Raw genomic sequence first — 15,535 nt, 5'->3', positions numbered from 1 at the left:
CCCCCCCCCCCCCTAAGAAGAAGAACAGAGTCACCTTATTCATTAAAATATGGGTAAACTCATATTTTTAAGATCATTTTTAAATTAAAACCACCACAAGCCAATATTTTGCCTATGCTTAAAAATACTGTTCTACAGTTATTTAAATTCAAACAAAAAAAATATTTAGGTGAGTACTATGAATAAAGGTAATTTAAATGTCTCCATTACTAATTTAACCGGAGAGACTATATATAACGTCAGTTTTTTACATAATTATAAAGCTGATGCTTATAATGCAGGAAAAACATTACATATAGAACCTGGTGAAACTATTGGTATTGGTGAGGTGACATTTTGGACCCATGAACCTGACGACAAAGCAAATTATTGGTGGGTTCAGTTTGAGCATTTTGAAACATATTATGCCAGTTTATTGGGCGACTTTAATTGTGAACTAGGGAGCCATGATATAGAAAGTGGTGGCGCAGTAAGTGTTAAAGTCACTTTAGATACCATGACAGTTATTCCACCAGCTTCTGAGCCCTGCGCTACAAAAATAATGGCGACTAAACGCTAAATTAAGAGTAAGGCTATTAACTTTGTTAAAAAATAAAAAGCCAATAACATTACTGTTAATGGCTTTTTTAAACTATTATTTTCTGCCCATTACAACCTTAATCAAGATACAAAACCGCTCTATTAGTGATCTTCGTTTACTATATTTAAATTGTATTTTGGTATTTCAACAATTAAGTCTTCATCTGCGATAATTGCCTGACAACCTAAACGTGACTCAGGCTCTAAGCCCCAAGCTTTATCTAGCATATCATCTTCAAGTTCATCGCTTTCCTCCAGCGAATCAAAGCCTTCACGAATCACTAAATGACAAGTAGTACAAGCACATGATTTTTCACATGCATGTGGAATTGATATACCATTTTTGAGTGCTATATTAAGTAATGTTTCACCCGTTTGAGCTTCAATTGCAGCACCTTCAGGGCATAGTTCTTCGTGTGGTAAAAAAACAATTTGTGGCATTTTATTATTAACCTCGTCGATGTAAATCGGCTTTAATACTTTCTAAAATAAATATCGTTAAACTTGATCAACAGATTGGCCTGTCAGGGCCTTTTTAATTGAATCATCCATTCTACGTGCGGCAAAGTCAGAACTTGCATTATCAAGTTCAGTGATAGCTGTTTTAAGTTGCTCTGGTGTTGTCGCTGTTTCACGTAATTGAATTAACTTGTCAATTTCAACTTCAAGGGTTGTCAGCTCAGATTCTGTTAATAAGTTTTTAGCTTCAACTAAAGATGCATTAATCGCTTCTATTACACGTAATGCTTCTACTTGTTGTTCTTTAAGCATACGCGCTTGCATATCTTCTTTGGCAAAGTTCATGGAGTCTTTAAGCATTTGTGAAACTTGATCATCTGATAAACCAAAAGAAGGTTTTACTTGGATTTCAGCTTGAACGCCTGATGATTTTTCCATTGCTGATACACTTAAGAGTCCATCAGCATCGACTTTAAAAGTAACCAATATATGCGCTGCACCTGCTGCCATCGGTGGAATACCTTTTAAACTAAACTTAGCAAGTGCACGACAATCATCAACTAACTCTCGCTCACCTTGTAATACAGAAAGCACCATACCCGTTTGGCCATCTTTAAACGTCGTAAATTCTTGTGCCCGTGCAACTGGAATTGTAGTATTTCGAGGGATAATTTTTTCAACTAAGCCACCCATAGTCTCTAAACCCAAAGATAATGGCAGCACATCAAGTAGCAACATATCTGAATCTGGCTTATTACCCACTAATATATTAGCTTGAATTGCGGCACCGATAGCTACAACTTGGTCAGGATCTATAGATGTTAATGGTCGTTTTTCAAAAAAGAGGCCTACTTGGTCACGCACGATGGGCATACGCGTAGAACCACCAACCATTACAACTTCAAGTACCTCTTCATTTGTTATGCCTGCATCTTTAACTGCTCGGCGACATGCACGTAAAGTTTTTTTAACGAAAGGAGCCGCTAATTCATTAAATAATTCTTTTGTTACTTCTACTGTATGACTTTGATCTGCAAACTCTAAAATCACATTAACTTTTTTATATTCGCTTAATGCTTCTTTACATGCTTTTGCTTTACTCATAAACAAACGTAAACTTGGTGAATCTAACTCGTTTTGTGCTGTTTTTTGTTTAAAATATTCAACTAATAAAGCATCAAAGTCATCTCCGCCTAAGCTTGCATCTCCACCGGTGGCCAGTACTTCAAATACACCTTGAGATAAGCGTAATATAGAGATATCGAAGGTACCACCTCCTAAGTCATAAACAGCAATTATACCTTCTTGACCTGAATCTAAGCCGTACGCCACAGCAGCTGCAGTTGGTTCGTTTAATAATCTAAGTACGTTTAATCCAGCTAGCTCCGCCGCATCTTTTGTACCTTGACGTTGTGCATCATCAAAGTGTGCAGGTACCGTGATCACAGCACCGGTAATATCATCACCACCAAAAGAGTCTTGCGCACGTTTTTTTAAGGTTTTTAATATTTCACTTGATGCTTGAATTGGATTAATTGGCCCTTGACAAGTTTCAATATTAAAAATGCCATTTTGTTCGGATAACTTATAAGGTAATTGTGTATACTCAGACTCAATATCAGCTTTAGATTTACCTAAAAATCGCTTCACCGATACTAAGGTGTTTTCAGCATCTAAGGCTGCATTTTTAAATGCATTTGCACCCACTTCGATACCATTTTGAGTATAGTGAACAACCGAAGGTAACATAACTTGATTATTTTGATCAGCCAAAGTTTTCGCTTCACCACTTAAAACCGTTGCAACTAACGAGTTAGTCGTACCTAAATCTATTCCAATCGCTAACTTATGTTGGTGAGGTGCCGCGCTCTGCCCCGGCTCAGCAATTTGCAATAATGCCATTTAAAATACTGCCATTTTAATGTTATACATATAGTGAAACTTAATCATCCAATAGAGAATCTTCGACCCTTTCAAGTTCATCACGTAATTTATAAATAAATTTTAGTTTACGCACTACATCTGCCGCACGCTCTAGTTGTACTAATTCAGTTTGGTCTATTAAAGCAGTCAATTGCTGATGAAAGTCCTTTTCAAGCATTTGAATTTTTTTCTCAAATGCTTCTATCTCGTCTTCTGGATCACTAGCAGAACTAATGTCTTCAAGCTCTTCTCTGAGTTCCATTTGTTGCATTAAAAACATAGGGTCTTGTAATGTTTGTTGCTCAGCTCGAATATCAACACCACGTTCAGCTAATATATACTCTGCACGTTTTAATGGATGTTTTAAAACATGTAATGCGTCGTTGATCTCTGCAGATTTTTGCACAGCTAATAATTGCTCTTTACTACTTTTATGGGCAAATTTATCTGGATGTACTGTTTTTTGTAATCGTAAATAAGCTTGGTTTAACAAAGCCAAATCAATATTAAAATTGATTGGTAAAGAAAATAGTTCGAAGTACTTCATTTAAAACCTTTAACTCAATTTTAAGCTGTATCATTAAAAACAGCAAAGCCTCAATATTATTTGAGGCTCTAGTAACCAGTGCAATTTCAACTTACATATATGTAACAATGAAAATACGTTAGCCTTGTGATATCACTAAACAGTGAAACTTTCACCACAACCACATTCACCACTTTGATTTGGATTGACAAACTTAAAGCCTTCGTTCAAGCCTTCTTTAACAAAATCCAATTCAGTGCCATCAATATAAACCAAGCTTTTTGCATCAACAATAACGGTTACACCATCATGTTCGAACGTTTCATCGCCTTCAACTAGTTCATCAACAAACTCTAAAACATATGCTAATCCTGAACAACCCGTAGTTTTAATACCAACACGCAGGCCGATTCCTTTTCCACGATTGTCTAAAAATGATTTAACGCGAGCTGCTGCTGCGTCTGTCATAGTGATTGCCATACTTATGCCCTGCATTTAATTTGTTAACTTACTTATTTCGCTTACTTTTATAATCTGTGATTGCTGCTTTAATCGCATCTTCAGCTAAAATCGAACAATGGATTTTAACTGGTGGTAATTCTAATTCAGCAGTAATATCAGTATTTTTGATTTCAGCTGCTTCATTAATTGTTTTACCTTTAACCCATTCAGTTACTAATGATGATGAAGCTATTGCGCTACCACAACCATAAGTTTTGAATTTTGCATCTTCGATAATGCCATCATCAGAGATTTTAAGTTGTAATTTCATTACATCGCCACAAGCTGGTGCCCCCACCATGCCAGTTGCTACACTTGGATCATTTTTATCAAATGCACCAACATTTCTTGGGTTCTCTACGTGATCTAACACTTTATCACTATACGCCATGCTTATTACCTCAATTTCTATTCATTCCATAACCACGATTAATTGCTACAGTTAATCGTGGTTAGCGGGCATTCGCCCTCATATGTTCTTTAAACTTAGTGACCAGCCCACTCAACCGTATCTAAATCGATACCATCTTTAAACATTTCCCATAAAGGAGACATATCACGTAATTTACCGATAGAACTATTTAATAACTTAACTGTGTAATCAATTTCTTCTTCTGTTGTAAAACGACCTATACTAAAACGAATTGAGCTGTGTGCTAACTCATCGTTACGACCTAATGCTCTTAAAACATAAGATGGCTCTAAGCTTGCTGAAGTACATGCCGAACCGGAAGAAACGGCAATATCTTTTACAGCCATTAATAATGACTCACCTTCGACATAGTTAAAGCTGATATTAACAATACCTGGTACTGATTGATCTGGCGTTCCGTTAAAGTAAACTTCTTCAAGTTCACTTAACATACCATCGATTAAGCGTTTACGAAGTTTAGAAATACGAGCATGATCAGAGCCAAATTTTTCTTTTGCGATACGGAATGCTTCACCCATACCCACAATTTGATGTGTTGCTAAGGTACCTGAACGCATACCTCGTTCATGACCACCACCATGCATTTGCGCTTCTAGACGTGCACGTGGTTTACGACGTACATATAATGCACCTATCCCTTTAGGACCATAGATTTTATGTGCTGAGAAAGACATGAAATCAACTTTCAATTCTTTTAAATCTATTGCAACTTTACCCGCACTTTGTGCACCATCTACATGGAACATAATTTTACGATCTCGACACATATCACCAATAGTAACAATATCTTGAATAACACCTAGTTCGTTATTAACATGCATAACACTCACAAGTACCGTGTCATCACGCATAGCATCAGCTAGTTTTTGTAAATCTAAAAGACCGTTATCTTCAACGTCCATATAAGTTACTTCAAAACCTTGACGCTCTAATTCACGACACGTATCAAGTACCGCTTTATGTTCTGTTTTTACAGTAATAATATGTTTACCTTTACTCTTTGAGTAAAAGTTTGCAGCACCTTTAATTGCAAGGTTATTTGATTCAGTTGCACCTGATGTTAATACAATTTCACGAGGGTCAGCATTAATTAAGGCTGCAATATCGTGACGAGCTTGATCAACAGCCTCTTCAGCTTGCCAACCAAAACGATGAGAACGCGATGCAGGGTTACCAAAATTGCCGTCCATAGTTAGGCATTCAATCATTTTTTCTGCAACGCTCGGATCTACCGGTGTAGTTGCTGCGTAATCTAAATAAATTGGTAACTTCATTTTCTCTCTGCTCCGGTCCTGCTTATAATTGATAACTAACTTGAATATTTTCTAATTGTGCAATAGCCTCACTCAAATGAGAGTCTTGGCGCATTGAAACTGCTTGAACATCACCTTGAGTCACTAATTCACCCAAACTAATATTATCTAAAAATTCTTTAATTCTACTGCTTAGTGCTAACCATAGATTATGTGTTAAACACTGAGATCCGCCTTGGCAATTACCTTTGCCTTGACACTTCGTTGCATCCACAGATTCATCAACTGCTTTAATCACATCGCCAACTGAAATTGAAATAGCATCTTTACCTAATAAATACCCACCACCAGGCCCCCTAATAGAGCGAACTAAGCCATGCCTTCTAAGGCGAGCAAACAGCTGCTCTAAGTATGAAAGTGAGATTTCTTGACGTTCTGATATATCAGACAATGATACGGGACCCACTTGGGAATGTAATGCAACATCAAGCATTGCAGTAACTGCATATCTGCCTTTTGATGTTAATTTCATTTGAGCCCCCCAGAGTTAAAACAATTTTGAATCGCGAATTTTAATTACCTAACTAACATAGTCAAGTATTATATTGCCATTATGGCCAAATACCTGAGTAATTAAGTCGGGTATTCTTATATTCTAAATACCTGAGCAAATTAGTCAAGTATTATTCTCATGATTAAATTTCAGGATCAAATTGTTTATGAGTCTCATATCTAGCCAGTTTAGCCTCAAGCTCTGCTTGGCAAAAATCATCAACTTCTATTGTTAGCTTCGGCAACTGAGACTCCGATACATCAGCACCTAATAAAGACAGAGCATGGCTTAACTCTTGAATTTTATTATCAAGTAAATGCATATGATCTAACATTTTACCTATTGAATTTGCAACAGGGTCTGGGTTTTCTTCCGATACAGCATAGGCATCAAAACCATACTTTTTAGCAATTTCATAACGTTTTTTTGTAGCTTCACTATTCTTAGGTGTATTAATTACTCTTCCAGGAATGCCTATAACTGTTACCCCTGATTCTATACTTTTCACCACAACCGAGTTTGAACCAATTTTTGCACCTTTTCCTATATTTATCGGACCTAAAATTTGAGCTCCAGCACCAACAACAACATCATTCTCTAAAGTAGGATGCCGTTTACCAGGCTTCCAGCTTGTCCCGCCTAATGTTACTCCATGATATAAAGTGACATCATCACCAATTATTGCCGTTTCACCAATTACCACACCCATACCATGATCGATAAAACATCGTTTGCCGATATTAGCCCCCGGATGTATTTCTACGCCAGTAAGCCAACGCACTATTGTAGATAAGCATCGAGCTATAAATAATAAATCGTTAATATGTAGGAAATGAGTCACTCTGTGCCACCACAAAGCATGCAATCCCGGAGAGTTAAATAATATTTCGATGAAGGTTCTAGCTGCGGGATCTCTTGAAAATACGCTATTGATATCTTCTTTAATTCTAATAAACATAGCTACACCCCTATAAATTATCTGATTCCCACTACTTTGCATTGAGAACCAAGTAATTTTATTAGTATAGCTTCGCTATTTAAAATAAATAAACCTGAGAAGTAGGTTTATTTTTTTATCGTTTTACCAATAGAAGATAAAATGCCACGTAAAATATTTAATTCAATCTCTTCAGGGCGAGCACGATTAAATAATCGACGTAATTTAGTCATTACAATACCAGGATGCTGTTTAACAATAAAACCAGTTTCATTAAGCGTAGTTTCTAAATGCTCATAAAATAATTCCATTTGTTTTGAACTTGGGTAGATACTTTCATCTACAATAGCAGGATCAATGGAATTTACTGATTTTTGGGATGCTAAATATGACATACGCACTTCATAACATAGTGTTTGAACTGCCATTGCTAAATTAAGAGAGCTATATTCTGGGTTTGCTGGTATACAAACATGATAATGACACAGTTGTAATTCTTCATTTGATAAACCACTATTTTCACGACCAAAAACTAAAGCAACAGGTCCTGATTTTGCGCCTTCAACCATTTTTTCACCACATTCTCTCGGTTCAACCATCGGCCAAGATAATGTACGTGAACGTGCACTTGTTCCAATTACAAGAGAACAATCAGCGATAGCTTCCTGTAAAGTATCAACGACAACGGCGCTACCTAGTACATCTGTAGCGCCTGCAGCTAATGCGGAAGCGTGGCTGTCTATTTCATTAACAGGATCAACTAAGTATAACTTAGACAAACCCATTGTTTTCATTGCTCTCGCTGCTGAGCCAACATTGCCGTTATGTGATGTATTTACTAATACCACTCTTACTTCATTTAAAAGCATGATTTAAGTTATTCCGAACATTTCATTAAATTACGCAAATTCTACCATAATTTATAAAATCGTCAGCCATTAGATTTAGGACTTTAATAAACAGTCTAAATTATTCTTGATTAAATGTTAAACAATGTAATAATTCAAAAATGCTATTTACTTTGATATAAAAATCGCTAAAATAGCGCGGCTAAATCATTGAGTGATTTATTGTTCTTTTACATACATAATCCAAAGGTATACTTATGCATCCTATGTTAAACATTGCGATCCGTGCTGCGCGTAACGCTGGTAAAGTTATTGTTCGTGCTTTCGAAGAGCCAAACAAAATTGAAGTACAACAAAAAGGTAGCAATGACCTTGTAACAAACATAGATAAAGATGCTGAAGCAGTTATTCGCGAATCTATTTTAAGATCATACCCTGACCACAGTATTGTAGGTGAAGAATTAGGTGAGCATAAAGGCAGCAACTCTGATTACCAATGGATTATAGACCCTATTGAAGGTACAGCCAATTTCGTTAAAGGGATTCCACACTTCGCAGTTTCTATTGCGCTAAAAGTTAAAGGTCGTTTAGACCAAGCCGTTATTTATGATCCAATCCGTGGTGAGTTATTCACTGCTTCTCGTGGTCAAGGCGCACAATTGAACAGCAAACGTTTACGTGTATCAAAAGCAAATGAACTTACAGGCACTATTATCGCTACTGGTTTTCCTTGTAAACATAAACACCATTTAGAAGCTTACACAAAAAGCTTCCAAGCATTATTCACACAAGCTGCAGATATGCGAAGCTCTGGTTGTACAGCATTAGATTTAGCCTATGTTGCTGCTGGTCGTATTGATGCATTCTATGCAATTGGTTCAAAACCTTGGGAAACTATCGCTGGTCAACTTATAGTTAAAGAAGCAGGTGGCCTATTAATGGATTTCAATGGTGGTAATAACTACAAAGAAAGCGGTAATTTAATATGTGGTTTCCCTAAGTTATCACAAGCAATCGTTAAAGAAATTCGCCCTCATTTAACTGATACATTACTACGTTAATTTCACTTTAATGTACTCATCAAAAAATAGGAGCCTATGGCTCCTTTTTTTGTTGAGTTAGCAGAAACTTAATTGGTTTTGATAAGGGAAGAACCGTTGTCTGTAACCAACGCTTTGCCTAAAGCGCTTTGAACTCCCGCTGATTAATCACTTTATTAACGGAAATAGTATTAAATATTCTTCCTAAAATAAATAACATCATCGTTAACATCCAATATAAACTACCACCACTACCACTATCAGATTCAGGTTCAGGTGTTACAACTTCTTTTTCCGATACGGTTACTGTTACAATACCTGTTGCTTGTGCGTTAAAAGCATCTTTAATTTTATAACTAATTTTATCTACCCCAGTAAAACCACTATTTGGAATATAGGTTAATGTATTATCAACATTAATTGCCACACTCCCATTTTGTGCAGCTGCAGACATTATATATAAAACATCTCCTTCAGGATCGCTATCATTATCAAGCACTTTAATCACCACTGATTCTCCCTTAAGTGTTGTTGCAACATCATCAACTGCTAACGGGGTTTTATTCGCAACTACATCAATTGCCACTTCAGCAAAGTCAGCCCCTCCTTTACCATCCGACACTGCATAAACGACAGTTTCAGTGCCAACAAAGCCATTGGTGGGTTTATAAGTCAATTGATTTCCAACGATAGAGACATCACCTAGCACTGCATTGGTTGGATTAATAACTAAAGAATCATTATCTCTATCTGAATCATTGTGCAATACATCAATAGAAACAGCTGTATTCACTCTCGTTTGAGCAACGTCATTTACAGCAACGGGTTGATGATTACCATCATAAATGACAGCGACACCACTGGGATCGACAATTGTACCATTAACTAATTGATCAATATCATTAGGGCCACCATCAGATATTTGAACTTGCACACACCAATAACCAGCTACTAATCCTAACTCCCAAACTTGAGCACCTGGAGGTGGACAATATCCATAATCACCTGCTGCTGAAAATACTTTATCTTGACTAGTTAACACAAAGTTTTTCCAATCTCCACTTGCTAGCTGTTTTCGATATAAAGCGTTTGCTGGAATTGGGTTTATTTGAGGAAATACTATTTTATAGCTTTGCTCATTAGGTGATAAACCTTCAATGATAAAATCATACACTCCACCAGTATTTAAAGCATCAATATCATCAACTGCACCATTTTCAACTAAAGCGCCAGTAATATCACCATCAAATGCTTTATCACCTAAACGTAAACATCCAGCTGATTCGCCTTCAATTAAGAAATTATGTGTTGCCCCCAAATCTGAAGGTAAAATATTACATTCATCAATAGCATCTAAATAATCAACAATACCGTCATTATCACTATCAACTAAGCCTTCAATATTATCAGGAATACCATCAGAATCTGTATCTGAACCGCTCAAATCAACTGCATATTGCTCTAATTTAACTGTGATTTGCTTTGTTAAAATAGTTTTTTTTGTATTTGGATCTATTAAGGCTAAATTAAACTGATAGTTTCGAGTATTCAATTGGCTAGGATCAAAACTAAAAGTTAAATCAGAGTTATCTGTATCTGTTAATAATAACTCTGTATTGGTCCAACGATATTGATATTGTTTATTATCATCAGGATGCTCAACTTTAGCACTGACAACAACGATTCCATCCTCTTTATTAATAATTGTGCTTTGTATACTTGATTGCTCAACTATAATATTAACCTGAGGTAAAATATCATCTTCAGTGATAATAACTATATGTGATGATTGCTCACTACGGTTTACACCATTACCTAATGAAATAATAACAGTTTCATCTTCTTCAACTAATTCATCTTCAAAAACATTAAATGATATTTCACCAACAGTACCTGATTCAATGAATAAAGTACCATTAGCTAAATCATGATCAACATAAATTTGCGCAGTACCACTGACCTTATATGGAATTGCTAATGGATAACTAGGTGATAAACCGTTAAGCTTTACCTCAACAGTAACAGCAAAACCTTCAATAGCATATTGCTCTGTAGAAAGTGATATCAAAGGTGCCACATTCACATTTTGACTTGTCACTGCTATTTGATTATTTTCATCAATAGCTTGCCAAAAGACAGTATTAACACCAGATTTAAAGAAAACGTTTTTGTCTTTTAATGAAACTGACAAAGAGTTGCCATTTTTATCAACCGCTGTGGCCGTACCTAACTCAACTTTCGTAAATATTCCAGTTGCATCAGTTTCAATATCATTAGGTTTAGTAATTACTGGGAGTTCATTTTCTGATATATTAATATCAATCAATGCAAGCGCTGAATCCTCACCACCAGCGCCATCTGATATTTGATATTCAATCACGACGCTGCCATTAAAACCTTCTATTGGGGTATAAGTCAAAATACTATCAACCCAAGAGACTGAGCCTGTTTGAGTATTAGCACCTATAATTTTCAGGTTATCGCCATCGATATCAGTATCATTACTCAGAACCATGATATTTATCGGCTGCCAATTATTGCTTGAAACGTTATCATTATTTGCTAGTGGCGCATCATTTACTGGCTCAACTGTGACATCTATTATGATAGGTTCTGATTTATCGATTCCATCTTGCACTTCAAAAGTGAAGCTATCATCACCATTAAAGTCACCATTTGGTGTATAAGCTAAATAAGGAGGCTGACCACTTACAATACCATTGGGTGGGTTTTTAATAATTTTAAAAATTAAATTTTGGCTATCAATATCACTGCCTGTTAATTTAAATGATACTGATTCATCCTCTAAAACTTGTAGAGATTGCTTATCTCCAACAGGAAGATCATTAACAGATTTAACATCAAAATTCGTGGTTATAATATCAGAATCTAATTTTCCATCATGTGCTTTAAAGGTAAAACTATCATCACCAAAGTAGTTTTCAAAAGGTGTGTAGCTTAAATTAGGTATTTCTCCAGCTAAAACCCCTTTCTTAGGCTGTGATACCAGTGTATAACTAATTTCATCACCTTCAATATCAGTTGCCGATACAGTAAAGTTTGTAGTTTGATCTTCTATAGCAAAAATAGTTTCTTCATTACCTATCGGTGCATCATTCACTGCCTGTATATTGATAGAGATAGTCGATTTACTTGAGTCCAACACGCTATCATTTACTTTAAACGTAAAGCTATCAGTGCCAAAAAAATGCTCATCTGGTTGATAAGTTAGATTTGGTGCTTCTCCCGTTAAAGTGCCATGACTTGGTTCCGACATAAGCGTATAATTTAGATTATCTTTATCAACATCAGTACCGTTTAATATAATTGCTAATGTATCATCTTCTTTAGAAGTAAAAGTTTCAGCTATAGCAACTGGAGCATCATTTATATTATTAACTTGGATATAAACTACAGCCGTCGACTTACCATCTTGATCATCGCTTACCTGATAGATAAAAAAATCTTCTCCTGCATAATCAAGTTCGGGAGTGTAAGTTATCTTTCCACTTGAACTTACCTCTGTAGAACCAAATTTTGGAGCTGTTGTAACAATGACAGAATGAAGCACCAATTGACCATCAATATCTTGATCATTATCTAAAACATCCACAACCACCGCTATTTCTTCATCTGTTTGCGCTTCGTCATTATTACTAAGAGGATTATCATTTACGGTTTCAACCGTCAAAAGCACCGTTGCTATATTAGATTCTGCCCCTAAAGCATCTGTTATTTGGTAAGTAAAACTGTCAGTACCAAAAAAGTTTTCTGTTGGCGTGTAAGTAAACTGTAAGGTGGAAGTATCAATAATCACACTACCTTGTGTAGGTGACTCTAATATCTTAATTGATTTTATCGTACCATCTACATCTTCATCATTACCGATCGCATTTATAACAAGAGCCGCATCTTCTTTTAAAACCACGGTATCATTTACCGCTGTTGGTGCATCATTAATACTTGTGACAGTTAGATTAACAGTCGCTTCATTCGATAAAGCGTTTTCAGTATCTTTAACAGTATAAGTAAAAGTATCTAAGCCAAAAAAATCTTTCTTGGGCGTATAAATCAAGCTACCATCAGATTGAATTTCCACGTCACCATTGTTTGGCATTACCACTAAAGCTACACTTGTGATATCAATAGTGCCATCTATATCCTCATCATTATCAAGCACTTTAACTCTTATGCTTGTATCTTCCTCTGTTGTCTCTACATCATCTACAGGTCGAGGAGCGTCATTATTTCCTGAAATATTAATACTCACACTTGCAGTATTAGATACTGCACCATGAACATCGCTTACCGTATATTCAAAAATATCACTACCAAAGTAGTCATCATTCACTTTATATGTGATTAAACCATTATTATTAACTATCGTTGTACCAAAGGCTGGTTGAGTCGTAACAACAACTGTAGTACTACTAATTTCAGCATTATTATCAACATCTATATCATTAGTTAATACAGCAATAACCACTGTATTATCTTCTGTTACGCTTGTTGTATCATTAACCGCTGTAGGCGCATCATTAACACTATTAACCGTAATGGTAACTGGTGTTGCACTTGAAGCTGTTCCCCTTAAATTAGTTACGATATAACTAAGCGTATCTGAGCCAAAATAATTATTATTGGGAGTATATGTAATAATACCATTTACAGTATTAACAGTAGTAGAACCGTTAGTTGGAGAAGTAACCACAGTCACACTGGCAGGGTTTAAATCGTTACCTAAACCATCATCATTACTGAGTACATCGATTAATACTTGATTATCTTCATTAATAGAAACAATATCAGCTTGAGTTTCATTATCATCATCTAAAATAAATACTGTCTGCTGTTGTACGCCGCTTTCAACACCGCCAGTAACACTTGATATATCAATAATGATACTTTCATCAGCTTCTTCATTAGTATCTTGAATGGCAGTTAAATTAGTTGAGCCTGTTGTTTGGCCTTGAGTAATTGTAATTGTAGAATTTGGCGTAATATAATCTAGCCCACTTGTTGCTGTACCTGAATAAGTTAAAGTGATAGTAACATTTTCAAATGTCGCTTGATTTAAAGTTGCCGTAATTTGAGTAAAACCAGTCGCTTCAGCAATCGAAGTTGCATTAACATTTAGACTGACATTCGCCGTTTCATCATCAACTAAAGTAATGGTTTGTTGTTGAACACCATTTTCACTGCCACCCACTACACTGACTATATCAATAATAATTGTCTTATTACCTTCTATAGTTGAATTATCTATTGCAGTAATACCTGTATCAGCATTTGCCGATAATGCACCAGTTTGTACTGTGATAGAACTACTTGGGGTATTATAATCAACAGCACCTGAAGTCGCTGTGCCAGAGTATACTAAATTCACAATAACATCTGCATAAGTTGCATTACTCAAAGTAACCGTGATATTTGAAGATCCATCCGCTTCTGAAACCGAATTAGAAGCAACAGATAAACTTACAACTGGAGCTGATTGTGCATCCGTAATAGTAACCGTCTGTTGATTAGTTGAGCCCACAGTACCCACAGATACACTATCTAAAGTAACAATGACAGTTTCATTAACTGCTGCATCATAAAGGTTATCCACTCGACCAGTAATTGCGATTGATGATGATGAGTTTAATTGAGGGATTAAAATACTATCCAATTTTGTATAATCAATATCAACCGTTGCTGTGCCTGAATATGATAAATTTGCATTAATGGATTCAGGCCACTGATTATTTAAACTGCCACTTAAGGTAGTAACCACATTTGATACACCACTATTTTCTAGAAGAGAGTTAGAAGAGATAGTCAAGTTAACTTCCGGGTAGTTTGCATAAATAGCATCAGCATTTTGGCTTATAGCCGTTATATATTGATTACTTTGAACATTGCCACTATCTTGTAAAATAATATCAACAGGGATATCAGTGCCGCTTGCTCTATCAGTACCACCATCAGCAATGACATAAGAAGCAGAATAGTTATTATTCCCTAAATCAGTAAAGCTAGTTAAAGCAACATTATTAACGGTGCCGGAAACCAAAGTTAAACCAGTTTGATCGGCAAAAATAGTTATATTGACGCTATCACCCACTTTATGAGCTGAGTTAGGTAAAGAAACACCTGCAATCGAAGGTGCAGCACTAGCCGATTGAGAATTAAAACCACATAAAAATGTGATTAGCAAAATCATAAATGACAATATTTTCATAGTTTTCACTTTTTTGAAGTAGATAGTGAGCTTTCGTTATTGATTTTAAAAGATTCAATTTAAATTATAGAAGCTAATGACATAAGACAATATTCAAACTATCACCTCACACTAAAGCTTTCAATCGAAAACGATAAGTTAACAATCATGCAAGAAAAGAACCAATGAAAGTAATTACTTTAAAGTAATGGTTTATCCAATTAATTTTGATTATTTTTGGTGAGGTTAAGCGAGCTTTGATAGCTGCGCTTAAATAGTAT

The 15,535-nt window shown here is 35.7% G+C and carries 12 protein-coding genes; 2 read left to right on the top strand and 10 right to left on the bottom strand.

Annotation, left to right across the window (positions count from 1 at the left end; genetic code table 11):
• The first annotated feature begins 178 nt into the window (after nucleotides 1-178).
• The gene (locus CJF42_RS11480) at nucleotides 179-559 is read left to right on the top strand and encodes a hypothetical protein (protein WP_095366821.1); all 381 of its coding nucleotides are present in this window, start codon (nucleotides 179-181) and stop codon (nucleotides 557-559) included.
• 122 nt (nucleotides 560-681) lie between these two features.
• Here CJF42_RS11480 and fdx read toward each other — a convergent pair whose 3' ends face one another.
• From fdx to trmJ, 9 genes are all read right to left on the bottom strand, one after another.
• Nucleotides 682-1,020, bottom strand: a complete 339-nt coding sequence (gene fdx, locus CJF42_RS11475; protein WP_095366820.1) for an ISC system 2Fe-2S type ferredoxin — start codon at nucleotides 1,018-1,020, stop codon at nucleotides 682-684.
• A gap of 57 nt (nucleotides 1,021-1,077) precedes the next feature.
• Nucleotides 1,078-2,940 carry a Fe-S protein assembly chaperone HscA gene (gene hscA, locus CJF42_RS11470; RefSeq protein ID WP_095366819.1) on the bottom strand — a complete coding sequence of 621 codons (1,863 nt, stop codon included), beginning with the start codon at nucleotides 2,938-2,940 and terminating at the stop codon, nucleotides 1,078-1,080.
• Between the two features lie 40 nt (nucleotides 2,941-2,980).
• Nucleotides 2,981-3,508, bottom strand: a complete 528-nt coding sequence (hscB, locus tag CJF42_RS11465; RefSeq protein ID WP_095366818.1) for a co-chaperone HscB — start codon at nucleotides 3,506-3,508, stop codon at nucleotides 2,981-2,983.
• A gap of 135 nt (nucleotides 3,509-3,643) precedes the next feature.
• Nucleotides 3,644-3,967: an iron-sulfur cluster assembly protein IscA gene (gene iscA, locus CJF42_RS11460; RefSeq protein ID WP_095366817.1), complete on the bottom strand. Its 324-nt coding sequence runs from the start codon at nucleotides 3,965-3,967 to the stop codon at nucleotides 3,644-3,646.
• Between the two features lie 28 nt (nucleotides 3,968-3,995).
• Nucleotides 3,996-4,379, bottom strand: a complete 384-nt coding sequence (gene iscU, locus CJF42_RS11455) for a Fe-S cluster assembly scaffold IscU (protein WP_095366816.1) — start codon at nucleotides 4,377-4,379, stop codon at nucleotides 3,996-3,998.
• A gap of 95 nt (nucleotides 4,380-4,474) precedes the next feature.
• Nucleotides 4,475-5,695, bottom strand: coding sequence for an IscS subfamily cysteine desulfurase (locus CJF42_RS11450; protein ID WP_095366815.1), 1,221 nt, complete (start codon nucleotides 5,693-5,695; stop codon nucleotides 4,475-4,477).
• 22 nt (nucleotides 5,696-5,717) lie between these two features.
• Nucleotides 5,718-6,206 (bottom strand): Fe-S cluster assembly transcriptional regulator IscR, encoded by a 489-nt coding sequence (gene iscR, locus CJF42_RS11445; RefSeq protein ID WP_095366814.1) that lies wholly within the window; start codon nucleotides 6,204-6,206, stop codon nucleotides 5,718-5,720.
• Nucleotides 6,207-6,369: 163 nt separating this feature from the next.
• Nucleotides 6,370-7,185, bottom strand: a complete 816-nt coding sequence (cysE, locus tag CJF42_RS11440) for a serine O-acetyltransferase (RefSeq protein WP_095366813.1) — start codon at nucleotides 7,183-7,185, stop codon at nucleotides 6,370-6,372.
• Between the two features lie 107 nt (nucleotides 7,186-7,292).
• On the bottom strand, nucleotides 7,293-8,033 hold the full coding sequence (gene trmJ / locus CJF42_RS11435) for a tRNA (cytosine(32)/uridine(32)-2'-O)-methyltransferase TrmJ (RefSeq protein WP_095366812.1): 741 nt from the start codon (nucleotides 8,031-8,033) through the stop codon (nucleotides 7,293-7,295).
• Nucleotides 8,034-8,269: 236 nt separating this feature from the next.
• Here trmJ and suhB point away from each other — a divergent pair, with 236 nt between their 5' ends.
• Nucleotides 8,270-9,073, top strand: coding sequence for an inositol-1-monophosphatase (suhB, locus tag CJF42_RS11430; RefSeq protein ID WP_095366811.1), 804 nt, complete (start codon nucleotides 8,270-8,272; stop codon nucleotides 9,071-9,073).
• Between the two features lie 118 nt (nucleotides 9,074-9,191).
• On the opposite strand, the gene CJF42_RS11425 is transcribed toward suhB, so the two are convergent.
• Nucleotides 9,192-15,275 carry an Ig-like domain-containing protein gene (locus CJF42_RS11425; protein ID WP_095366810.1) on the bottom strand — a complete coding sequence of 2,028 codons (6,084 nt, stop codon included), beginning with the start codon at nucleotides 15,273-15,275 and terminating at the stop codon, nucleotides 9,192-9,194.
• Between the last annotated feature and the right edge of the window lie 260 nt (nucleotides 15,276-15,535).

It is taken from the genome of Pseudoalteromonas sp. NBT06-2, assembly GCF_002276045.1.
Classification (GTDB): Bacteria; Pseudomonadota; Gammaproteobacteria; order Enterobacterales; family Alteromonadaceae; genus Pseudoalteromonas.
This window is presented reverse-complemented; position numbering and strand designations above follow the sequence as displayed.

Coding starts and splice junctions, on each gene's coding strand:
- CJF42_RS11480 (WP_095366821.1), top strand. CDS start 179: ATGAATAAAGGTAATTTAAATGTCTCCATTACTAATTTAACCGGAGAG.
- fdx (WP_095366820.1), bottom strand. CDS start 1,020: ATGCCACAAATTGTTTTTTTACCACACGAAGAACTATGCCCTGAAGGT.
- hscA (WP_095366819.1), bottom strand. CDS start 2,940: ATGGCATTATTGCAAATTGCTGAGCCGGGGCAGAGCGCGGCACCTCAC.
- hscB (WP_095366818.1), bottom strand. CDS start 3,508: ATGAAGTACTTCGAACTATTTTCTTTACCAATCAATTTTAATATTGAT.
- iscA (WP_095366817.1), bottom strand. CDS start 3,967: ATGGCAATCACTATGACAGACGCAGCAGCAGCTCGCGTTAAATCATTT.
- iscU (WP_095366816.1), bottom strand. CDS start 4,379: ATGGCGTATAGTGATAAAGTGTTAGATCACGTAGAGAACCCAAGAAAT.
- CJF42_RS11450 (WP_095366815.1), bottom strand. CDS start 5,695: ATGAAGTTACCAATTTATTTAGATTACGCAGCAACTACACCGGTAGAT.
- iscR (WP_095366814.1), bottom strand. CDS start 6,206: ATGAAATTAACATCAAAAGGCAGATATGCAGTTACTGCAATGCTTGAT.
- cysE (WP_095366813.1), bottom strand. CDS start 7,185: ATGTTTATTAGAATTAAAGAAGATATCAATAGCGTATTTTCAAGAGAT.
- trmJ (WP_095366812.1), bottom strand. CDS start 8,033: ATGCTTTTAAATGAAGTAAGAGTGGTATTAGTAAATACATCACATAAC.
- suhB (WP_095366811.1), top strand. CDS start 8,270: ATGCATCCTATGTTAAACATTGCGATCCGTGCTGCGCGTAACGCTGGT.
- CJF42_RS11425 (WP_095366810.1), bottom strand. CDS start 15,275: ATGAAAATATTGTCATTTATGATTTTGCTAATCACATTTTTATGTGGT.